Origin of the sequence: Thaumasiovibrio clandestinus (assembly GCF_047250365.1) — a bacterium.
Classification (GTDB): domain Bacteria; phylum Pseudomonadota; class Gammaproteobacteria; order Enterobacterales; family Vibrionaceae; genus Thaumasiovibrio.
The window spans coordinates 241,405-263,140 of sequence record NZ_JBLBVL010000006.1 but is presented as its reverse complement, the minus strand read 5'-3'; the positions used below and the strand labels follow the sequence as shown (position 1 = coordinate 263,140).

Below are 21,736 nucleotides of genomic sequence, written 5' to 3'. Positions count from 1 at the left end.
TTATCGATTAAGGTAAGATCTTAAAACGGATTGGGACTGGTTAGAATGTGGGGTTTATGGGGCGCATACACAATATCTTGGTAGTCGGTAAAATGTAATATTCCGCATTTTTTGTGCGCATCGCCTGAATATATTCAGCAACACGGTGCGCCACCACCCCCGAAGAGTTGTCTCAACACAATGCCTTACTTTATAAGCTTTATGAGGTGATACACAATGGTTGGGAGTTCTATCAAGGTGAACAGAAGATTAATGGTTGGGAGTTCTATCAAGGTGAACAGAAGATTAAGGTGAGGGTGAAGAGTGATCGCGCGGTAAATGATGGCGATATCGTACGTCGTTGGTGTTTGGATGGTGTCGGCATTGCAAAAAAATCTGCTATTGATGTCTCTGCTGATCTGCTTGCTGGACGGCTGCAAAGAGTGATGCCCGGTTATCATATTCCTGTGACTGAGATGTGGATGGTGCTACCAAGTCGTCAGCTAATCACTCCAGCGGTTCGTCTTATTCGTGATGCGCTAAAAAACAAGATCAATGAGTTGAGAGGGCAGTTGATAAAAGAAGGTAGGCTAAGCGAGGAGGAGTGGCCAGCGTTTGAGTAGTGTTTGCGCCGTGAACCAAGGCATCTAAAAAACGCCAATCAACAAAGATTGGCGTTTATAGAACAATGGGTAAATTTACCTATTGCCTGCGTAAGCAGTTGTTCAGTCTATGCGATTATTGCGCAGAAACGAACTTACGGATAAACGCAGCAGGGCGCTCAGAAACAGCACGGTTACTGAACCAAACAGCAGTCATGTTCTTCTCTGGAGAGATGTAGATACCTTGGCCTTGTAGACCAGCTTTGTATAGGTCACCATCTTCCCAAATTGCATCGAACTGGTAGGCAGCACCAGCTGGCTCTTCACCAACCATTTTTACGAAGTGGCTACCCATCTCTTCATTAGCCAAGTAGATACCTGGAGTGTAGTTGGTCTGCATGTTCTTAACCACGGCTTCAGGGATTAAGCGCTCTTTAGCGGTTGCTGACCAGCTGTCCGTGAACAGCATAGCAAAACGTGCCATATCTTCGGTGTTACTTACGAACATACCGTGAACAACTTCCCAACCGTCTGGGGTCAAGCTCATCATCGCATCAGCGCTCATGCCAGCTTTAGACCAGATACGCTCTTCAAGTACTTGAGATAATGTTTTGTCTTCTACGCGTGCAACCAAAAGACCCATCATTTGAGTGTTGATCGAACCGTATTCAAATGCGTTACCCGCATCATATAGTTTCTTGGTGTTAATCAAGTTGCCGTAGTAATCGTCAACTTCGCCAGTTTCAGATAGGAACAGTGCAACAACTGGGCTGTTTGGATCTTGACGAGAAGCGGCATCTTCAAGAACGTTCATACCACTTTGCTGGTGTAGTACGTCATATACAGAGATGTCAGCCCAAGCAGTGCCTTTCAGCTCTGGTAAGTAGGTAACCATAGATTTCTGTAGCTCGACTTTACCTTCATCTTCTAGCATACCAACCAGTAGACCAGCGATGATTTTAGAGTTACTCATCCAAACGTGTTGGGTGTTATATGGCATGTTGAAGTGTTCGAAGATCACTTTGCCGTTTTGAGTAATGATCATTGAGTTGATTGAGTAATCATCACCATTCATCATCTCATTCAACGTCAGGTCGTTGTGCTTTAGGCCATATACCAATTCAGGATCGATAAGGTCACGCTCTAGAGCCATGTAGTGTTCGCCGTCACGCTTAATACGTGCAACCGGTAGAACCTGTTCAACGTTACGCCAGTACCAGCTTGCTTGCTCGCCGGCGGCCATGAAGTTCATTAGACCAAAGTTATCTTGATACTCTTGGCGAGTTTCCATTGAAACAGCCATTGCACCGGCACTGAACATTAGCGCTGTGGCTAAGATACTACGTTTTAACATCAATCAATTACCTTTTATTATGAGAGTTGATTCGTGCGTAGCTTAAGTAAAGGCGGATCGCATGTCCCTATCATTTTGTGACACGGTGTTTGCTGCGATGGTTCGAAAGAAGGAAAATGTGATGCCAGTCTACTGTAGGCATGAACAGAGGCTTTTCGGGAATTAATGTGATGGAGATAATGCGTCAGCTTAACTCACGAAGAAAAGGTAGAGGCTTGCCTTCATGTTTGTGGCGTATTAGTTGTGAGGGTGTCATCCCACAGTGTTTTCGTATTGCTCGGGTCAGGTTAGCAGGTTCGGTGTAACCGAGCATCTCTGCGACGCTTTCTACCTTTTGGCCTTGCAACAGGAGCGTGACGGCCTGATCGAAACGAAATTGATTTACCATCTGGCGAAAGCTATAGCCTTGCTGACTGAATAGGCGTTGGATAGTACGTCCAGATACCCCAAACATCTGCGCCACAAAATCTACGCTAAAGTCGTCGTGTTGCCAAAAATTATTAACGATCATTTTTACTCTCTCAGCACTACATTGTGTGTTTGTAGACAGCAGCCCATTTTCGATATTGGTAGGCTGAGAGATCCTGATTGGCACATAGCTCTCAGGAACGGCACAGAGGATCCTTTTTTCTCTCGTTTGATTGACCAAACTGGCAGGTGGCTGTTGAGGAAAAGAAAAAGCAAGGTAGTCAGGTATCCAGTCATTGCCGAGAAAGTGCTTAATGACACTGATGACTCGCATGGCAGCAAACTGCTGAACAGGGGCGTATCCTTTCGCTGTGGTATCAATACCATGCGAGAAAAACACTCGCATTTCGCCTTCTTCATAACGCGCATTAACGCGAAAGTGGCTGCCTTGTAGGGGGAGTACTTTGTGAGCAGTGTTGATACAGGTTAAAAGATCGTCGCTTGTGTTCAGTAGCGGCGGAATGCTGGGGTGCATATCGCTTCTGACTATGTCGTGTCTGAAAATATCAACAATACTCTCTTTTCCAACGCGCTGCATTGTGGCATCAGCAATCACACCCAACGCATGTGAGGGAATAATCGGTGACATTTGTTGCAGTCGCGAAAAATCGACATTAAATTGCCATAATAGTTGACGGTGATCGCCGCCGAACGCGTCAAAATACCGGATAAATGGAGCTGCACTCCAAGTCGATGAGATTGGCATTAATGACATATGAAAGTACCGAACATTTGAAAAAGACTGAGCATCGTGAATATACGGGCGGCGATTCTACCACGAGTTGGGTGCGGTGGATATTACGAGGGGTTGGTGTTGGTCAAATTCACATAGCCGACATTAGCACGTTACCCACAGTATCGAAGCTAATGTGATTTTGCGGTGTATCTCGGAATGGAGCATAGCTAAAGCCTGCCGATGGAATCCATTTGATTTTAAACGCCAGGGTACTCACTCGCCTGCGGTCATTGGGGCGCGTATCAAGCAGACGAAAACGCCCCGTCTTTATCCCTTATTGCGGTCTTCTTATTTCCGTCGCCGTTTGGCGACTAGCGTAAAGCGATAATCATTGGTCGTAAAATAGTTTCGACTGTATTCAAACACCGTATTGTCAGCCAAATAGCCACGAGTACGTTTTTCAATAATGGGCAGTGCTGGGTCGATGCCCAGTTGTTCAGCTACGCCTTTCGGTGGGAGTACAGGCACGAGTTCTTGCTCACTGCGATCGATGACCAAGCCTTTGGTGTTTTCGATGAAATCGTATTTAGATCGCTGCATGACTTGGTAGGTCAGGTCAGGAAACAGATCAACGGGCAACCAAGTTTCTTCAACAGTGATCGGGCTGTTGTCCATGTAGCGAACACGTTTGACATAAAACACCATGTTGCCTTCACTGATGTCGAGGTGCTCTGCCATCGCTAATGAACATGGCGTTATTTCGAAAGCGAGGACGTCACTGTGTGTCACAACATCTAAATGGGCCCATTTTTCTTGAAAGCTTGATTGTTGGTATATGTCGTAGTTGATTTTATTCTCTTTTACGTATGTTCCGCTGCCTTGTACGCTTTCGAGTTCATCATTTTCAACCAGCAATTTCAGTGCTTGTCTTACGGTGACACGACTCACAGAGAATACTTCTCTTAGTTGTGCTTCAGTAGGTAGGGCTTCACCAACCTTATATTCTCCAGATTTTATCTTGTTTCGAATCGCATCTGCGATCTGGCGATACATTGGGAGTCGTGCCATTTATGCCTCATTAGTACGCTAGGGCGACTAGACTAGAATTAAATTTCATACCGTTTTCGATGATGGATATCGTGATTATCGCAAGGGTGATAACGTCATTTGTGTTGATTATAATACAAATTTCAGTCTGCATCTCAAGTCATCTTCGCAGTTTTATAATATTGATAGCATATATACTAGATACCATTTAGATACAAATTATCATTAAAGAGATCACGATCACGGAACTAATGTATTAAAGTTGTATTATTGCTGCGTCGACAGGGACGACTGTCGTACTAATCCGTGATAATGGGACAGAAGGTTATGAAACTTACAACTCTAACTAATAAGTCGCTTGTGAATCTGCAAACTACATTTAGTAGCCGAGAGGAAGCGATTAATGCACTGGCTGAACAGCTTGATCAGCAAGGCAAACTGCACGACAAACAAGCCTATTTAGATGCGGTCTATGAGCGTGAATCTCAAGGCCCAACAGCGCTTGGTGAGGGCCTAGCTGTCCCGCACGGTAAGACTGATGCGGTGAAGGAAGCAAGCTTTGCGGTTGCAACCCTCAAAGAAGATATGAAGTGGAAAGGCCTAGATGAAGATGAGGATGTTAATCTTATCTTCCTTATCGCTATTCCAAATGCCCAAGCTGGCTCAACCCATATGCACCTTCTTACTGAGCTGACCACCACGTTGGTGGATGATGATGTAAGAGAAGCAGTGCTTAAGGCAAGCAGTGCAGAAGAAATATTTGCTCTGCTGGATGGTGACGCCAAACAAGATGAGCAAGACAACTTAGATACAAATGCGCCAACAGTTGTTTGTGTGACAGCTTGCCCAGCTGGTATTGCGCATACCTATATGGCAGCCGAATATCTTGAAAAAGCCGGTAAAAAGCTTGGTTACCATGTCCATGTTGAAAAGCAGGGGGCAAACGGTATCGAAGATCGCTTAACCGCAGAGCAATTAAATAATGCTGTGGCCTGTGTATTTGCCGCAGAAGTGGCGATCAAAGAATCAGAACGTTTTAACGGTATTCCACGGGTTGAAACGCCAGTAGCTGAACCAATTAAGCATGCAGAGCGCATTCTTAAACAGGCTATCGAAGAATCTAAAAATGGCAACGGTAGCGATCGCACAGTCGCGACCGATGATAAACCGAAGAAGCTCCCTTTAAAGACCGAGCTTAAGCAAGCCTTGTTGTCGGGTATCTCTTATGCCGTTCCTTTGATTGTTGCTGGTGGTACGGTTCTAGCCGTCGCTGTTCTTATTGCGCAAATTTTTGAGTTACAAGATCTCTACGCAACAGAAAACTCTTGGTTGTGGATGTATCGTCAACTTGGTGGGAATCTACTTGGTACGTTGATGGTTCCAGTGCTCGCCGCGTATACGGCATACTCCCTTGCGGATAAACCGGCATTAGGCCCAGGCTTTGCCGCTGGTATCGCCGCTAATCTCATTGGCTCTGGCTTCTTGGGGGGTGTTGTCGGTGGTTTGATTGCTGGTTATGTTATGCGTTGGGTGAAAGAGAATATTCGCCTAAGCCCTACATTCAATGGCTTCCTTACATTCTACCTCTACCCTGTTATCGGGACCTTAGTTGCGGGCTCCCTGATGCTGTTTGTTATCGGTAAGCCGGTAGCGTTATTAAACCAAGGTTTGACCGATTGGTTAAACGGCATGTCGGGCAGCAATGCGCTATTACTCGGTGCTGTTATTGGTCTATTTGTCTCTTTTGACCTGGGTGGCCCGGTTAACAAAGCGGCTTACGCATTCTGTCTTGGTGCGATGGCTAACGGAGTATACGGGCCATACGCAATCTTTGGCTCGGTTAAGATGGTATCGGCATTCACTGTTACCGCATCTACTATGATTGCGCCACGTCTGTTTAAAGACTTCGAAATTGAAACGGGTAAATCAACTTGGTTGCTAGGCCTTGCTGGTATCACTGAGGGCGCCATTCCAATGGCAATTGAAGACCCGATCCGTGTTATTGGTTCATTCTTACTGGGTTCTGTCGCAACAGGGGCGATCATTGGTGCAACAGGTATTGGCTTATCAACACCGGGTGCTGGCATCTTCTCTATCTTCTTGATGCATGACGCAGGCTTTGGAGCATTGATGGCTGGGGCAATCTGGTTTGGTGCTGCACTTATCGGTACGGCCATCTCAACTATCACACTACTGGCTTGGCGGGGCCATGCTGTAAAAAAGGGCAAATTTGAAGTCCAAACTACAGCATAAAACTCACTAAATTTTGGCTAGGTCATTAATTAAAAAGAAATATAACTAACTGCGCTGGCTGTCCTAATTATCTGTGGTGATTTGATTTCACATAGATTCAGGGCGTGACAATTTGCGTCCTTTTATTAGGCTCAGCCAGTGCTAAAAAATTGAAATATTTAAAATTAGATGCTTTGAGCATCGAAGCATCACATTAGGTAAATCACTATGACTACATCACGCGTACATATTACTCCTCACATGCACTGGGATCGTGAATGGTATTTCACAACAGAAGAGTCTCGCATTCTTCTAGTGAATAACATGGAAGAGATCATGAACCGTTTAGAGAACGATCCCGAATACAAATACTATGTACTGGATGGTCAAACTGCGGTTCTGGAAGATTATTTTGCCATCAAACCTGAAAACAAAGAGCGTGTTAAGGCGCTGGCAGAAGCTGGAAAGCTAATCATTGGCCCTTGGTATTCGCAAACCGATACCATGCAGGTTTCTGGTGAGTCTATTGTTCGCAACATGCTGTACGGAATGCGCGATTGCCTTGAGTTAGGCCAACCAATGAAGATTGGTTACCTGCCGGACTCATTCTCAATGAGCTCACAGCTACCAATGATCTATAACGGCTTTGGCATTGATACCGCCATGTTCTGGCGCGGCTGTTCAGAGCGTCACGGCACCAACAAAACAGAATTTTTATGGCAGTCTAACGATGGCTCAGAGGTAATGGCTCAGGTGCTGCCGCTTGGCTATGCCATTGGTAAATACCTGCCTCAAGATGAAGAAGGCCTACGTGCACGTCTTGATAAATATTTCCCTGTTCTAGAGAAGCCTTCTGTCACCAAGGATATCTTGTTGCCAAACGGCCACGATCAGATGCCTATCCAACAAGACATCTTTGAGGTGATGGATAAGCTGCGCGAGATATACCCAGAGCGTGAGTTCGTAATGAGCCGCTTTGAAGAGGTGTTTGACCGCATTCGTGAAGAGCGTGACAACCTAGATACCATCAAGGGTGAATTTAACGACGGTAAGTACATGCGTGTTCACCGCACCATCTCTTCAACCCGTATGGATATCAAGCTTATCCACGCTGAAGTAGAGAACAAGATCGTTAACATTCTTGAACCATTAGCATCTATCGCATGGTCACTTGGCTTTGAATACCACCACGGTTTGATTGAAAAGATGTGGAAAGAGAGCATGAAGAACCACGCTCACGACTCAATCGGCTGTTGTTGTTCAGATAAGGTGCACGCAGAGATATTGAACCGCTACATCTTGGCTGACGACATGGCGACCAATCTTATTCACTTCTATAAGCGTAAGATTGTTGATCACATGCCTGCTCGTGAAGGCTGTGACAAGCTGGCTTTCTTCAACTTGTCGCCTTATGCCCGTGAAGAGGTGATCAATACCACTATCACCATCCGTGCCAATGAATTTAATCTCTTCGATGAAGATGGCAACCAAGTTGACTACTACATTCAAGACCAGCGTGTGATTGACCCAGGTAAGATCGATCGCCAGATTGTTCATTACGGTAACTACGACCCATTCATTGAGTACGATATTCAGATCAAGCGTACCGTTCCTGCAATGGGCTTCACCACGCTGCACATTGAAGGCAATGCGAAAGGAAGCATGAAGGCGGCCGAGCAGAAGGAATATCTGCTTGAGAATGAATTCTACCGCATTAATGTTAATGATAACGGCACGCTAACTATCTTCGATAAAGAAACCGAGATGGTATTTGATCAGGTGCTACGCATTGAAGACGGCTCAGATGACGGTGATGAATACGATTACTCACCCTCTCGCCAAGAGTGGTTGTTGTATTCAGACGAGTTCAAGGCTGAAACTAGCATCCAGCATGAAGGCTTCCAGTCAGTTGCCACAATCAAGCTACGCATGAACGTTCCGGCTAACCTGCAAGAGCGAGAAGAGCGTACAGGTCAGAATGGCTTTGTTGATGTAGATTGCAAGGTCGTGCTTAAACAAGGCTCTCGTCGCATCGAGGTGCGCATGGAGCTTGATAACCAAGCTGACGATCACCGCGTTCGTGTGTTAGTGCCAACCCCATTTGTCTCTGAGCATGTGGTTGCCGATAACCAATTCGGTTTGATTACTCGCCCAACCAACGATCCAGCGATGGCGGTTTGGGAGCAAGAAAAATGGAAAGAAGCACCGGTTCCGGTATACCAGTTGATGAACTTCGCTGCGGTTGAAAATTCAGCCGGTGGTATGGCGCTGATGACCAATGGCTTGCGTGAATTTGAGGTGATTTCATCTAACGCAACACAAGAGCGTGATACTTTTGCACTGACCTTGCTGCGTGGCGTGGGTGTTCTTGGTAAGGAAGAACTATTGCTTCGTCCGGGTCGTCCGTCTGGTATTAAGATCCCGACGCCAGACTCACAAACTCGTGGCAAGATTGTTTGCGAATTTGCTCTATTTGGCTTTGCTGGCAATCATGTCGACGCCAACATCATGGCGGAGGCGCGTGACAATGTGACTCCAATCGAGTGCTACAACAAAATCCCATACAACGCGATGAAGCTAAATGTGGGTGAGCAAGATAAGCCATTGACGTATTCGCTGCTAAGCAAAGATCAAAATGGCGCAGTACTGAGCGTGCTGAAAAAGGCCGAGGATGACGATGCATTAATCATGCGTGTGTATAACCCTGCTGAGCAAGGTGCAATTGAAGACAGCGTTGCATTCACCAAGCCAGTAACAAGCTGGCAAGCGGTGAGCATGGATGAGCGCCTGCTTGATAGCAACGTTGAGGCCCAAAGCTTTGGTTCACTGCTGGCTTGCCAAGCGAAATCCTTCCAAGTCAAATTTTAATTAATACTAAGCACTCCCTACTTCGATAGGGGGTGCTTGGACTGTTGAGAAGAATAGGTAGCAGGTATGAAAATAGTCATTGCTCCAGATTCGTTTAAAGAGTCGCTCTCTGCCCAGCAAGTGGCCGAATGCATTGAACGTGGGTTTGCCGAGATTTTTCCGGATGCTGAGTTTGTGCAGATGCCGCTTGCCGATGGTGGGGAAGGTACCGTCGATGTGCTTTTGAGTGCCTTGCATGGTGAAAAGCGCTGGACGGTTACTAGCGATCCCCTTGGTCGAGAGTGCGATGCTTACTGGGCTTTGCTGAATCAAGTTGATGGCGATAAAACCATAAATACAGCCCTTATTGAGTTTGCACAGGCTTCAGGTTTGGACCTTGTCACCGCTCAAGAGCGCAATCCAATGTTAAGCTCATCGTATGGAACCGGATTACTGATTAAGGATGCATTAGATCTTGGAGTAGAGCAGGTCATCATCGGACTCGGTGGCAGTGCTACCAATGATGGTGGGGCTGGGATCTTCCAAGCGTTGGGAGGCAAACTGCTGGATGCCCATGGCCATGAACTTGGTTTTGGCGCAGAGGCGTTATCGCAACTCGCACAGATTGATACCTCGCAGCTTCATCCACGCTGCGCGGACGTTAGCTTTATCGTGGCTTGTGATGTGAGCAACCCACTGTGTGGTGAATGCGGCGCCAGTGCAGTATTTGGCCCGCAAAAAGGGGCCAGCGAACAACAAGTACAGCAACTGGATGCGGCGCTCAGTCACTTTGCCCAGATAGCTAAGCAGCAAACCGGTATTGATCATCGAAGCACCCAAGGCTTTGGCGCCGCAGGTGGCGCTCCGATGGGGTTAAGCCTTGCCTTTGATATTCAGATAAAGCCTGGCATCGAGATGGTATTAGACAGCCTAAATGCTAACTCCCTGTTAGACGGTGCTAGCCTGGTTGTGACTGGCGAAGGGCAGATGGACAATCAAACCCTCAACGGGAAAACGCCGTTTGGTATTGCAAGGCGTGCCCAGTTACAAGGGATCCCAACAATAGGGATTGCCGGCTCGCTTGGGCAGGAAATCGACCAACTTTACCAATCAATAGAGAGCGTTTTTGGAACGGTTCGCTCTCCTCAAACATTGAGTCAGGTGTTAGCAGAGGCCGAAGATAATCTGGTCAGGACTGCCCGTAATGTTGCCGCTACGCTGAAATTAGGCCAGCAAATATTATAGGTAGTTGCGCCGAGCACTCAGAGAACACGGCGAAAGATAGTGAGAGACACCATGCAATCAAATTTATTCAAACTCGATAACGTCATTCAAAACTATGTGTGGGGAAGCCTGCATGCAATGAATGAGCTGTTTGGTATTGCTAATCCAAATAATCAGCCACAGGCTGAGATCTGGATGGGCGCTCACCCAAATGGTTGCTCAACCTTAGCAGATAACGGCATGTTGTTATCTGAGTTGATCAAGCAAGACCCTAATGCAGTATTAGGCGAATACACGGCGCATCGTTTTGGTGATTTGCCATATCTTTTCAAGGTTTTATCCGCTGATAAGGTATTGTCTGTGCAGGTTCATCCTCGTAAAGATAAGGCGCAGCAGGGCTTTTCAACAGAAAACGAGCTGGGTATCGAGTTGGGTGCCCCAAACCGAAACTACAAAGACGATAACCACAAGCCAGAGTTAGTGTATGCCTTAACCTTTTATAAGGCTATGAATGGCTTTAGGCCAATCAGTGAGATCATATCTTTGTTTGAGCAGGTCAACATTAAGACACTGGCCGATGAACTTACGGCATTAAAGGCATTGCCGACATCTGTTGGTCTGCGTGCCTTTTTTGCTGCGGTAATGAGCCTATCTGGTGAGAAAAAGCGCTTAGCATTGGCTGAATTGAAGTTGTCGTTATCTGCACGCCCACAGACCGCCAAGGCTCGTGAAGCCTTTGAGCTGATAAGCGGCTTTGCTGATGAATATGCCGATGATATTGGTTTATTCTCACCACTGCTTTTAAACGTCATTGAGCTAGAACCTGGCGAGGCGATGTTTTTGCACGCCGAGACTCCGCATGCCTATGTGCAGGGTACGGGCTTAGAGATTATGGCGAACTCTGACAATGTGCTTCGCGCTGGATTGACCCCTAAGCATATGGATGTCGAAGAGCTGATCGACAATACGGTGTTTGAATCAATCAATTATGAAGACTTACGCCTAGCGCCAACCAAGATGGAAGGTAAGCGTTCTTATGCCATCCCTGTCGATGATTTTGGCTTTGAGGTGTTGGAGTCACTCGATAATATCCGTCGCTCTCAGTTTGTGCGCAGTGCTGAGATACTCTTTTGTATCGAGGGCGAGGTATCGCTTGTTGTGGCTGACAAGGTCGTGACGTTGAAAGCGGGTGAGTCAGCCTTTGTTTGTCATAGCGCTACCAGTTACCAATATCAAGGGAGCGGTACATTGGCTCGAGCGTTTAACTAGTCCCCACGACATATAACGTCTTGATGTAATGCTTTATTGGTAATGCTTCAGAGTTTGCTCCTCTGATTTGCCCACAATTCTTGCTGGATTTGTGGGCTTTTTTATTATGCAGGGTTGTTACTAGACTATCGGTGGTGGTGTTATCCTAACGGGTATCACGTAGCAAATCTGGCGGTAGTGACATTGGCCGAACAACAGCGTCTGTTAGAGATTTAAATCGAAAAAGATGAGAGCGACATTATTGAGAAGACAGCCAAGATTATAAAACTCAGTGTTTAAGTCGCACCTTATAGGTACTTCTCTTTTGCGAGCGGGGGTACGATGCAAAAAGATCATGGTGAACGATGAAATTGAGGGCAGCAATTATCTTTTATAAAAGAAAGACTTGCAGTTAACCTAAGCACTCATTAACGTAGCATGCATTAATAGATTAAGTATGAGAAACCAATGAGTACAGACAGTAACCGCAGTACATCCGAGCAGCCTTGGACGGCTTCTATGCCAGAGCAACAATTTGAATTTATGTCAAAGGTCTTGGCGGCGCCTTCTCCTATCGGTTTTGAGGCAGCAATGAGCTATGGCGTGATCAAGCCTGAATTTGAATCATTTATGCCTGAAGGCTGGGCGGTACATCAATTTAAGGCCAATGCCAGCTTGGTGTTTGACTCGCACCCGGGACGTGACGATCTAACCAGTGTGATGATTGTTGGTCATGCCGATAAGATCCGTATGCAGGTGCGTAAGATTGATAGCGACGGCAAAGTGTGGATTAACACCGACTCATTTCTACCGACCACACTGATTGGCCATGAGGTTAAGGTTTTCTGCCAAGACCCAGAAAAACAGGGTGCCTACAAGGTGATCAATGGGGCAACGGTTGAGGCGTTGGGAGCCATTCACTTCTCGACCCCAGCGCAACGAAGCGGTGAGGCGGGCATCAAGCCAGACTCAATCTATCTTGAATTGCACATGCATGGCGAAGATCGCAAGGCGCAGGTTGAAGCGCTGGGTCTGCGTGTTGGCGACCCTATCTTGCTTGATCGCCCAATCAAACGCGGCGTATCAGCCGATACCTTTTATGGTGCGTATCTCGATAATGGCTTAGGCTGTTTCTCGGTGACGGAGATTGCCCGCATACTAGCTAATGAGTCGCTGGATAACGTTCGCGTCTTGTATACGATTGCCACTCACGAAGAAATTGGCCGTTTTGGTTCTACGCAAGTAGTGGGTGAGCTCAAGCCAGATGTCTTGATCGCCACCGATGTGAATCACGATTATGAAGCAGCCCCAGGGATTGGTGGCCGCAACATGAACCCGCTGAAGATGGGCGAAGGTTTTACCATTGGTCGTGGCTCTGTGGCGTCGGAATATTTAGTACAGACCCTTGAGCAGGTTTGCCGCAACAAAGACATTCCCTATCAGCTCGATTTCTCTGGGCGTGACATGGGTACCGATGGCATGGCGGCAGCGCTTGCGGGTGTAGATAGCGCCGCTATCACCATTGGCTATCCAATCCGTAACATGCACACAGGCTCTGAGTCAGCGCATACTGGGGATCTGCTTGCCTCTATCCATGCTATCACAGAATTGTTGCGTCATTTTAATCAGCAAAATGATGGTAAAGGCATGACGCAGGACGATCTAAAGAATAGCCATATTCGCTTGGATAACCTGTAACCATGTTTAATGAGCTCATAAAGCTAGCAGGCGCTCATCGTGAGCGCTTTGTTATGCTGCAGGCATTATCTATCAAGTCAGATGCTCAACCGTGAGCTTGTTTTATTTGGCGTTTGAAAAGGTAATACGGATTAGGTGATGCAAAAACCTGCCCTGATTAAAGCGGCGGTGCTTGACTTAGGTTTGGACTGCCTAGTCTTGTTATGTGAATAAACCCGTGTTTTAAAAGTTGCCAGCCTAGTCTGGCAACTTTTCTGATAAGCAATTATCGAGTGCTAGGGTCCACTAGCGAGTGATTCTGCCATTTGTCTCTCAAGGAGAGGGCCAGATCTTCGCTACGGATCAACAATGAAGGGTGATCGTCATCTTGGCGCTTGATAAGGTACAGCTCTCCATTGCCACGCAGCACTTGGTAGGTATCACCATCAAATTCAATCACCCCTTGTGTTTCATCACCAACGATAGCGATGCTGTCATTGCCGAGTACGGTAAGTCGAGGGGTCGGTGACCATGTAGTCGATTCGTCATCGAGGTGGTAATAGCCATTTTGTTCGATCGGGCTCTGCGATAGGTCGTATGCGTCAAAACCCGCAAGATTATGGTCAATCGTCTCGGTCATTGATGGCTGAATATAGACTTGAATGTCGCCATCAACTGAAACGGCTAGAGCAAAGGGATGTTCCATGAAGATCAGATCATCTTGCATCTCTGAGCGGCAAAAACCTGGTTGATAAGGATGCTCACACTCTTGTCCTTCCCAGGTCATGAAGAAGGAATTGGGGTTGTTGCTATCAAAGGATAGTGTCAGCTCCGTTCCGTCGATGGAAACCGATGCGTTATTGATGTCGAAGTCCCAGTTAGCGGTTTCATCGCCATTGTTGCGGGTGCGCCAAAAGTCATTCAGACTAAATGTGAAGTAGCTTTTTTCATCCATGAACTCTTGCAGGGTTGGCTGCATCAATGTGGTGAACGCTCCACCGCTATCAGAGATCCGAATGATATGCCGGTCGAAATCCTCGCTGTTATTCCCGAGCGCATCAATACTTTGCTGAATGGCTCGTGAACGCTGCTCTAATTCGGTTGTGTCAGACAGAGAGGGTGAGAGGCTTCTGGCAAAGAGGTGGGCCTTGGCTGCATCCGGCTCGCTTTGTTTTAATGCGATATAATCACCGGAGAGTGTCTTTTCACTGTAACCGAGCTCAGCCGCTAACTCTTCCATGGTGATATCTTGAATGTGGGCAAGGGTTGTAAACGGTGTCGCAACCGGATTATTGGCAGGTGCAATCAAATCAAAGTTGCTATCGACGGTTCCGCCTTTGTCGCTGTCACGGGTCTCTCCAGCTATCGCACGAATGATGACGTTGTAATTAAGATCGGCAGTAGCAATGGCTATCTCGCCATTCTCATTGGTACGTTTCGCCAGTTTTTCATCAGGGTCGGCGACGCCATTATTGTTGCGGTCGATATAAACCTCTGCATTGATGAGGTAGCCATCGATGGCTGTTAGTTTATGCGAGGTTGGGGCCGGGCCGGGGTCATCCGAGCCTCCACATCCTAGCAATAATAATGAGATGGCAATGGCTGACAGGGTGGGTGTGCTGTGTTTCATAGTAATTCCTAACCGATTTTAATGGTTAACAATCTATAAAATTATCGTTAGCGCCGAATCAGTAAAAAATACTAGGTTTGCAAGTTAAATTGTCAATCCGTGAATGCGGGCATGTTTGATAAACTTGGGTGTAACGGTTTGATCAATCGTTGATTTTGTGACTAAGTCTCTATTCGTGAATAGCCTGAGTCGGTATAGTCGCGGGGTTTTCAATTGGGGAGTGACTAACGCTTCCTTGTAGTATTGATCTTCGTGCATGGCTTTCAGTTAATGATTTCTTTCAAACATTGCTTTCGTCTTATCGTAACATTTATTTTGCTTTATCAATTCTCGGTACTTTTTTTAGTAGACCCAGAGGCGACGGCGTTAAGTGCGTTTTTTCCTGCTCCCGCATTTATTATGGCGCTGAGCTATAGTCATGGGCTACGCATCTTCCCCTTCGTCTTTATTGCGGCGGCCTTTGCTAGCCTTTTTGATGTGCCGCTCTGGGAGTTGACCAGTTTTAATTGGCTGCATATTGCACGGCAAACCTTGGTTTATGTCGTCGCTGGGGGTGTATTAAGGCAACTGAGCAATGCAAGCAGATTGAACCTGTCTGAGATTCGAGTGGTTTGGACGTTTTTATTGGTCAGCTTGATAGCGACGATACTATCCGGCATCAGTGCTGCGTTATTACTTTACGGCTACGGCTTTGTTCGCATTGAGTCTCTATCTTCTGTCGTCGTCTCATTTCTGGTGGGAGATCTAACCGGGGTGTTGATGTTCTCTCCCCTTGCGTTCACGCTAGAAAATGCGATGTATGGTAAGTCTAGGCCGTGGTGGTCATCATTGCACCAAAAAGAGCTTCGCTATGATGTTATTGGTGTCACCAGCCTAATGGTTGTCCTCAGCGTTGGGCTATTTGCGGCGATTGTTTTTCAACCAGCGCTGTCTCATTACCATTACTTGATAATCTTACCGGTTGCGCTGATCTCAGCCAGAAATGGTGTGCAGGTTGGCGTGATTAGCGCCTTTGTGGTGAATGTGTTGTCGGCCAGCTTGTACGTGTTGATGCAGGCAAGCCTCTATTCGGTCACCGAGATTCAGATGTTGTTTGCCATGACGGCGTTGATAGCCCTTATTCTAGGCGCCTATCACGATAATCAACGCTCAATGCATGTCAGGTTGCGAGATAGCCAAGCGCTACTTTCTAACCTTGCGCAGAAATCCTCTTTGAACGAATTGAGCTCAACGATTGCTCATGAGGTAGCATCGCCCCTTCAGACAGCGCTGATGAATAGTCAGCTATCGATCAGCCTGCTGCGTAAGGGAGAGCAATTAAACAGAGGCTTGCTGCTGGAGCTGAATCAAGATGTTGAGTTTGCCTTGGATAAGGCGGTCCAGATCCATCGCCGCATCTCTAAGGGGGTAACACAAGGCCAGTTTATTCAGGTTGAGCCTGTCTCTATTGAGCGTTGTGTTTTGGATGCGCAGCGTTTATTGCAAGAGTCGATAGGCAAAAGCATGTTGGATATCAAGCTTAACGCCCCACAGCAACAGATCGCTATCGAGGCGGATAAGCTCGGAATGACGCAGGTATTTTTGAACCTATTTAAGAACTCGATTCAGGCGGGGGCATCACAGGTGGTTATTGAGCTGATAATGGGCGAGAAAGAGTTAACCGCTCGAGTCTGTGATAATGGTTGTGGTATCTCACCGTCGCAACAATCGCAAATATTTCAGAGCCTTTATTCAACCAAGCCCGATGGTATCGGGCTTGGGTTGGCGGTCTGCCGCACAATAATTGAAGGCATTGGCGGGCATATAGATATTGAACCAATGCAAGGGCGTGATAGCTCTGCGGGCTGCACCTTTCGAATCGTACTGCCAATGATGGAGGCAAATAGCTAATGGTTTATGTGATTGATGACGATATAGACCTGCTTAAAACCCTTGGCCGTTGGCTCTCGCTGAATAATATCAAGGCATGCTGTTTTGATTCCGCAGAGGCCTTTATTGAGAGGGTGGAACCTAACAGTAACCCAGCGTGCATTGTGCTGGATTTACGCATGCAAGGAATGAGCGGGCTTGAACTGCAGCGCAAGATAAAAACGACGATGGCTCATTGGCCAATCATCTTTTTGACCGGGCATGGAAAGGTTTCTGTCGCCGTGGATGCGGTAAAAAAGGGCGCCTTTGATTTTCTAGAAAAGCCAGTCGATAACAGTGTGCTGCTATCGACGATTCAAGCCGCATTGCTTGATAGTCAGACTAGGGTTGCTCTGCAGCTTGAGGATCAAAAATTGACCAAGCGAGAGCGTCAGATTGTTGATTGGTTAGCCTTTGGCTTTTCATCGAAAGAGATCGCTGGTGAGTTGAATCTATCAGTTAAAACGGTTGAATATCATCGAGCTAATATCAATGGCAAGATCAATTTGCAATCCTTTAAGAAGAACCTGATGCAGGTGCGACAGGCAAGCGGCGATAGTTAGCTTATTTTCTTGATACGACCTCAGGCGTTGGCAAGTATTGCTCGATAGCTCCCCTTACCCATGAGGTGAGTTGGGGCACTAATGCTTTTCTTCCTCCTGTGTTTATGTAGTTCAAGGTGAAGCCGACGAAGGTGTAAAGTAACAAACTTGGCCAAGGTAAATGCCTTGGCCAATGAGATGATAAAGAATAGATAAGCTTAGGCTGCGCTAGTGATTTTATCTTCTGTCGTGCTGCGTTTGTCTAGTCGACCGCTGTAACGAGTCAGCGCGAGAGCAAGTAAAACAATCACTGCACCCACCCAAGGTGTATGCATCAAACCCGCGTTCGCGACGATCAAGCCACCTCCCCAAGAGCCAAGTGCGATACCCACATTAAAAGCTGCAATGTTAAGGCCCGAGGCAACATCAATCGCATCTGGTGCATATTTCTCTGCGAGTTTTACGACATAGACTTGCAAGCCGGGCACATTACCAAACGCAAACGCTCCCCAAACCAGAATAGTTGCTACCGCTGCAATCGGATGGACGGCAGTAAAATTGAACACGACTAGGATTGCAGCTAAGCCAGAAAAAATGATCGTCAGGGCTTTAATCGGACCCATTTTGTCGGCCATTTTTCCGCCCCACATGTTACCAATCGCAACCGACACGCCATATACCAGCATGATTAAGCTAATTGCATTTGAACCGAACCCTGCTTCTTGCTCTAAAATCGGCGCAAGAAAAGTAAATGCCGTAAATGTACCGCCGTAGCCTAGTGCTGTGATTGCATATACAAGCAGTAAGCGAGGCTGTGTTAATACTATTAATTGTGCAGAGATTTTCGCAGCTGGTGGTTGTTTTAGGTTATTCGGAATTAAGAAAGCACTGCCAATTAATGCGATGAATCCGAGCAGCGCAACAATCAGGAAAGTCGACTGCCAACCAAAAGCTTGACCAATATAGGTGCCTAAAGGAACACCAGTGACCAATGCGACGGTTAAGCCGGTAAACATAGTCGCAATGGCACTTGCTGCTTTCTGTTTAGAAACTAATCCAGTGGCAACGGTTGAGCCAATTGAAAAGAATACTCCATGGGCAAGGCCGGTTAGGATTCGGGCAACAATTAGCATGTTATAGCCAGGCGCTTGCCATGCTAATAAGTTACCGACGACAAATAATGACATAACAGAGAGCAGAACATGTTTACGGTTCCATTTACCCGTTAGCGCGGTTAGCACGGGGGCACCAATCGCAACACCGAGGGCATAAAGACTAACTAACAGCCCAGCGGAGGGTAAAGAGACGTTTAAATCGGCTGCCATTGTTGGGATTAAACCAACAATAACAAACTCTGTCGTTCCGATAGCAAAGGCGCTAAGCGTCAATGCGAGAAGAGCTAAAGGCATACTATTTCTCACTTAGTGTTTGGTTAAACATCACGACATGGGTTGAGTAAGTTACCTGTGCCGCCGTGTTTCGTTTCGATGGCGGCATTATGCGAGGATGTTTATTTGTGAAAAACAGGCGTTTTAACAAATGATATTTGCTACAGATGCAATAATGTAAGAGTGCCAACCAATGCACATGAAAGAGGAGTAATGGCATGCGAACGCGATCTGACGATTTAGAGATATTGCTGACGGTGGTGGATAGTGGTGGATTTACTGCTGCGGCAGAGGCGTTAGATATCCAAGTGGCACGCGTGTCACGGGCGGTGAGTAAGGTTGAGAGCCAGCTTGGGGTCACGATTCTTAATCGAACCACTCGACGAATTGAGTTGACCGAAGAAGGGCGTCAGTTCGTTGATGCCGTTCGTGTTGGTTTAATTCAGATTCAACAGGCGGAAGAAGAGATCATTAGTCGAGGGGAGCTACCGAAAGGGCGCTTACGCGTCGATGCTGCCAGCCCATTTGTTTTTCATCAGCTTATTCCTCTTGTGCAGGCGTTTAGCCAAGAGTACCCAGATATTGAGCTGGAGCTAACCTCTAACGAAGGTTTTGTTGATTTGCTAGAAAAGAAAACCGATTTAGCGATCCGAATTGGCCAGTTGAATGACTCGACACTGCATGCCAGACCGTTAGGGCGTAGCTTATTGTACATTGTCGCGGCGCCGGATTACTTATCGCGTCGAGGCGTGCCGCAAACACACAATGACCTTGCAAATCATGACACGATCGGTTTTTCAGCTCCCAAAATTCTTAATCACTGGCCTTTAAAAGGGGTTGAGTCACTAAAACCTGTACTCACTTCCAGTAATGGTGAAACGGTTCGGCAACTTGCTCTTGCGGGAAATGGTATCGCTTGTTTATCGGGTTTTATGGTCAAGAAGGATATTGAAGAGGGGCGATTGATTTCACTGTTTGAGGGGGAAAAGTTAACCAATACAGGACGAGAACAGGTGAATGCGGTGTTCTACAAATCGTCTTCTGTAGCCAAACGGATCTCCGCGTTCATCGACTTTATTCAGCCAAAGCTGGTGTTGTGAGACGCCCTTTTGGTAGCGTATAGTGTTAACTACGTAATGCATTGTTTTTACTGCTGTAAATCGTAGGGTTTAGAAGAAAAATTTATTATGTAGTGGTAAATGATGAGGTTATCGGGGACAGTTTTTCAAACTGGCCTCTTTAAGGGTAATATTTATCTTTTCTTCTCAACCACCTACAAAATTAAACGCTGCAATTTGCAGCGTTTGTTGTGTTACGTTGAGCATGGTATTGATCACGTAAAGCAAAGAAATGATATGTGCTATTGTGCGGGGTTTTTATACTTCGACACCCTGTCGTGATAGTTCTTTTCTAACAGATGAATATTGGGTTTGCCTAATAGGGGCCTCTTCATCAATTGACGCTGCTGCGCAGATGCCAGCGCCCTGTCCAATATTTAAGCATATTGCCATAGCTCTAAAGTTAGAATGAGCGACATGAGTTCCGCCTATAGATCGACCAGCTAAAAGCAGATTTTCTATTTCCAAAGGGATCAGTGCTCTCATTGGTAAGGTATACTTTTGTGTTTGGGTAAATTCATTTTGCTTGCCATTTTTATCTAGCCCTGCACCTTCAATATTGTGAATATCAAAATTGAAGTAACAGCGTGTAGCAATCCAGTCATCAAATATTTTTGCTTCTGCAATATCTTCCTCTGTTACGGTATACTCGCACTCAAAGTGCCTTGTTTCTCTAACGCCAATCATTGATGCTGTGCGATATAGGTAACATTTTTCGTATCCAGGTGCGTATTTCTGAAGGAAAGGGACAATTCGTTCAATTTGTAACCTAAGCTCTGCTTCAGAGTTTGATATTTGGTTAATGTCAGTGCCGTCGACGCCGGTTAAATTGGTCATGTTTACTGTGACAACTCCCTTTATTGGGGATGGGTAAAGCAATACATGCCCCATCGGGTTTTCGAAGTAGTCATGAGCAAGATCTTGGATATTGCCTAGAGGAACCTTAACATTGTCTTCAAACTCGCCAGGAAAAATGGCGCGATCATAGTCAACGCCAGCAACTTGGATCATCAATGTAACAGGTTGCATGGCGTTATCGTCTTCACGACCAATATAAAAAGATGCGCCAGCTTTTGCTGCAACATCACCATCACCAGTAGCATCGATAATACGCTTAGCTAAAATTGCCTGACGACCTGACTTGCTTTCGATGATTACACCATTAATATGCTTATTTGTCATAATGACGTCGCTGACTAATGTGTAAAACATGACATCAACGCCGACTTCTTTCAGCATCTTTATCATGATTAAGCTTAGTTTCTCGTGATCGATAATAAACTTGGCTTTTAAGATCTTATCGCCAAAGTAGTTGTAATCTTTTTCAGCACTCTGTGCGCGCGCTAATAGTTCGTTAAGCACTGGCCCTTCCGTATTTCCAGTCCAATGGCTCATTAAACCAGCAGTTGCCATTCCTCCTAAAATGTTATTTCTTTCAATGAGAACGACTTTTTTACCGGCTTTTGCTGCTCCCATAGCGGCACCAAACCCTGCTGGTCCTCCGCCACAGATCAATATGTCGCATTCTTTGTGTACTGGAATTTTCATTTCAGGCTGAGTAATAAATTTCATAGTCGTTCCTATTTGAATCATTGCATGGTTGCGTGTATCTATAATAGTTACATTTGAGGTATTGTTGATCAATTCACAAGTTGAAGAATATTTTAAAAGTGTGAGATATACCCATAATTCTTAGAGAAGAAATTAACACTATAAGCCATTAATATACAAGAGTATGGTCTAAATCACAGCACAGTAAAATAGTTGACTCAAAATCATGCAAAGGTCACATTTTT

General features: G+C 46.2%; 15 protein-coding genes. 9 read left to right on the top strand and 6 right to left on the bottom strand.

Annotation, left to right across the window (positions count from 1 at the left end; genetic code table 11):
- Nucleotides 1–206 precede the first annotated feature (206 nt).
- Nucleotides 207–602 carry a LysR substrate-binding domain-containing protein gene (locus ACKLNH_RS11270; RefSeq protein WP_413112359.1) on the top strand — a complete coding sequence of 132 codons (396 nt, stop codon included), beginning with the start codon at nt 207–209 and terminating at the stop codon, nt 600–602.
- A gap of 115 nt (nt 603–717) precedes the next feature.
- On the opposite strand, the gene ACKLNH_RS11265 is transcribed toward ACKLNH_RS11270, so the two are convergent.
- The 3 genes from ACKLNH_RS11265 to ACKLNH_RS11255 form a co-directional block, all read right to left on the bottom strand.
- Nucleotides 718–1,935 (bottom strand): serine hydrolase domain-containing protein, encoded by a 1,218-nt coding sequence (locus ACKLNH_RS11265; RefSeq protein ID WP_413112358.1) that lies wholly within the window; start codon nt 1,933–1,935, stop codon nt 718–720.
- Between the two features lie 184 nt (nt 1,936–2,119).
- The gene (locus tag ACKLNH_RS11260; protein ID WP_413112357.1) at nt 2,120–3,118 is read right to left on the bottom strand and encodes a helix-turn-helix domain-containing protein; all 999 of its coding nucleotides are present in this window, start codon (nt 3,116–3,118) and stop codon (nt 2,120–2,122) included.
- 309 nt (nt 3,119–3,427) lie between these two features.
- On the bottom strand, nt 3,428–4,147 hold the full coding sequence (locus ACKLNH_RS11255; RefSeq protein WP_413112356.1) for a GntR family transcriptional regulator: 720 nt from the start codon (nt 4,145–4,147) through the stop codon (nt 3,428–3,430).
- Between the two features lie 306 nt (nt 4,148–4,453).
- On the opposite strand from ACKLNH_RS11255, the gene mngA reads away from it, so the two are divergent.
- The 5 genes from mngA to ACKLNH_RS11230 all read left to right on the top strand — a co-directional run bounded on the left by mngA (nt 4,454) and on the right by ACKLNH_RS11230 (nt 13,375).
- Nucleotides 4,454–6,379: a PTS 2-O-a-mannosyl-D-glycerate transporter subunit IIABC gene (gene mngA, locus ACKLNH_RS11250; RefSeq protein ID WP_413112355.1), complete on the top strand. Its 1,926-nt coding sequence runs from the start codon at nt 4,454–4,456 to the stop codon at nt 6,377–6,379.
- Nucleotides 6,380–6,586: 207 nt separating this feature from the next.
- Nucleotides 6,587–9,226 (top strand): mannosylglycerate hydrolase, encoded by a 2,640-nt coding sequence (gene mngB / locus ACKLNH_RS11245; RefSeq protein ID WP_413112354.1) that lies wholly within the window; start codon nt 6,587–6,589, stop codon nt 9,224–9,226.
- A 66-nt stretch (nt 9,227–9,292) separates the two neighbouring features.
- Entirely contained in the window at nt 9,293–10,450 is a 1,158-nt protein-coding gene (locus tag ACKLNH_RS11240) for a glycerate kinase (protein ID WP_413112353.1), read from the top strand.
- A gap of 51 nt (nt 10,451–10,501) precedes the next feature.
- Complete coding sequence (manA, locus tag ACKLNH_RS11235; protein ID WP_413112352.1) at nt 10,502–11,698, top strand: mannose-6-phosphate isomerase, class I; 1,197 nt, start codon at nt 10,502–10,504, stop codon at nt 11,696–11,698.
- A 447-nt stretch (nt 11,699–12,145) separates the two neighbouring features.
- Nucleotides 12,146–13,375 (top strand): M28 family peptidase, encoded by a 1,230-nt coding sequence (locus tag ACKLNH_RS11230; protein WP_413112351.1) that lies wholly within the window; start codon nt 12,146–12,148, stop codon nt 13,373–13,375.
- Nucleotides 13,376–13,640: 265 nt separating this feature from the next.
- Here the strand turns inward: ACKLNH_RS11230 and ACKLNH_RS11225 are convergent, their stop codons facing one another.
- Complete coding sequence (locus ACKLNH_RS11225) at nt 13,641–14,984, bottom strand: hypothetical protein (RefSeq protein ID WP_413112350.1); 1,344 nt, start codon at nt 14,982–14,984, stop codon at nt 13,641–13,643.
- Nucleotides 14,985–15,254: 270 nt separating this feature from the next.
- Between ACKLNH_RS11225 and ACKLNH_RS11220 the strand changes: the two genes are divergently transcribed.
- Nucleotides 15,255–16,874, top strand: coding sequence for an ATP-binding protein (locus tag ACKLNH_RS11220; RefSeq protein ID WP_413112349.1), 1,620 nt, complete (start codon nt 15,255–15,257; stop codon nt 16,872–16,874).
- Complete coding sequence (locus ACKLNH_RS11215) at nt 16,874–17,455, top strand: response regulator transcription factor (protein ID WP_413112348.1); 582 nt, start codon at nt 16,874–16,876, stop codon at nt 17,453–17,455. Before ACKLNH_RS11220 ends, ACKLNH_RS11215 begins: the two co-directional genes overlap by 1 nt.
- 197 nt (nt 17,456–17,652) lie before the next feature.
- On the opposite strand, the gene ACKLNH_RS11210 is transcribed toward ACKLNH_RS11215, so the two are convergent.
- Nucleotides 17,653–18,843, bottom strand: a complete 1,191-nt coding sequence (locus tag ACKLNH_RS11210) for an MFS transporter (RefSeq protein ID WP_413112347.1) — start codon at nt 18,841–18,843, stop codon at nt 17,653–17,655.
- Between the two features lie 197 nt (nt 18,844–19,040).
- Between ACKLNH_RS11210 and ACKLNH_RS11205 the strand changes: the two genes are divergently transcribed.
- Nucleotides 19,041–19,922, top strand: a complete 882-nt coding sequence (locus tag ACKLNH_RS11205) for a LysR family transcriptional regulator (protein ID WP_413112346.1) — start codon at nt 19,041–19,043, stop codon at nt 19,920–19,922.
- Nucleotides 19,923–20,198: 276 nt separating this feature from the next.
- On the opposite strand, the gene ACKLNH_RS11200 is transcribed toward ACKLNH_RS11205, so the two are convergent.
- Nucleotides 20,199–21,512 (bottom strand): FAD-dependent oxidoreductase, encoded by a 1,314-nt coding sequence (locus tag ACKLNH_RS11200; RefSeq protein ID WP_413112345.1) that lies wholly within the window; start codon nt 21,510–21,512, stop codon nt 20,199–20,201.
- Nucleotides 21,513–21,736 lie beyond the last annotated feature (224 nt).

Bases quoted from the DNA above. Each gene is read 5' to 3' on its own strand.
- ACKLNH_RS11265 (WP_413112358.1), bottom strand. From the start codon at position 1,935: ATGTTAAAACGTAGTATCTTAGCCACAGCGCTAATGTTCAGTGCCGGT.
- ACKLNH_RS11260 (WP_413112357.1), bottom strand. From the start codon at position 3,118: ATGTCATTAATGCCAATCTCATCGACTTGGAGTGCAGCTCCATTTATC.
- ACKLNH_RS11255 (WP_413112356.1), bottom strand. From the start codon at position 4,147: ATGGCACGACTCCCAATGTATCGCCAGATCGCAGATGCGATTCGAAAC.
- mngA (WP_413112355.1), top strand. From the start codon at position 4,454: ATGAAACTTACAACTCTAACTAATAAGTCGCTTGTGAATCTGCAAACT.
- mngB (WP_413112354.1), top strand. From the start codon at position 6,587: ATGACTACATCACGCGTACATATTACTCCTCACATGCACTGGGATCGT.
- ACKLNH_RS11240 (WP_413112353.1), top strand. From the start codon at position 9,293: ATGAAAATAGTCATTGCTCCAGATTCGTTTAAAGAGTCGCTCTCTGCC.
- manA (WP_413112352.1), top strand. From the start codon at position 10,502: ATGCAATCAAATTTATTCAAACTCGATAACGTCATTCAAAACTATGTG.
- ACKLNH_RS11230 (WP_413112351.1), top strand. From the start codon at position 12,146: ATGAGTACAGACAGTAACCGCAGTACATCCGAGCAGCCTTGGACGGCT.
- ACKLNH_RS11225 (WP_413112350.1), bottom strand. From the start codon at position 14,984: ATGAAACACAGCACACCCACCCTGTCAGCCATTGCCATCTCATTATTA.
- ACKLNH_RS11220 (WP_413112349.1), top strand. From the start codon at position 15,255: ATGATTTCTTTCAAACATTGCTTTCGTCTTATCGTAACATTTATTTTG.
- ACKLNH_RS11215 (WP_413112348.1), top strand. From the start codon at position 16,874: ATGGTTTATGTGATTGATGACGATATAGACCTGCTTAAAACCCTTGGC.
- ACKLNH_RS11210 (WP_413112347.1), bottom strand. From the start codon at position 18,843: ATGCCTTTAGCTCTTCTCGCATTGACGCTTAGCGCCTTTGCTATCGGA.
- ACKLNH_RS11205 (WP_413112346.1), top strand. From the start codon at position 19,041: ATGCGAACGCGATCTGACGATTTAGAGATATTGCTGACGGTGGTGGAT.
- ACKLNH_RS11200 (WP_413112345.1), bottom strand. From the start codon at position 21,512: ATGAAATTTATTACTCAGCCTGAAATGAAAATTCCAGTACACAAAGAA.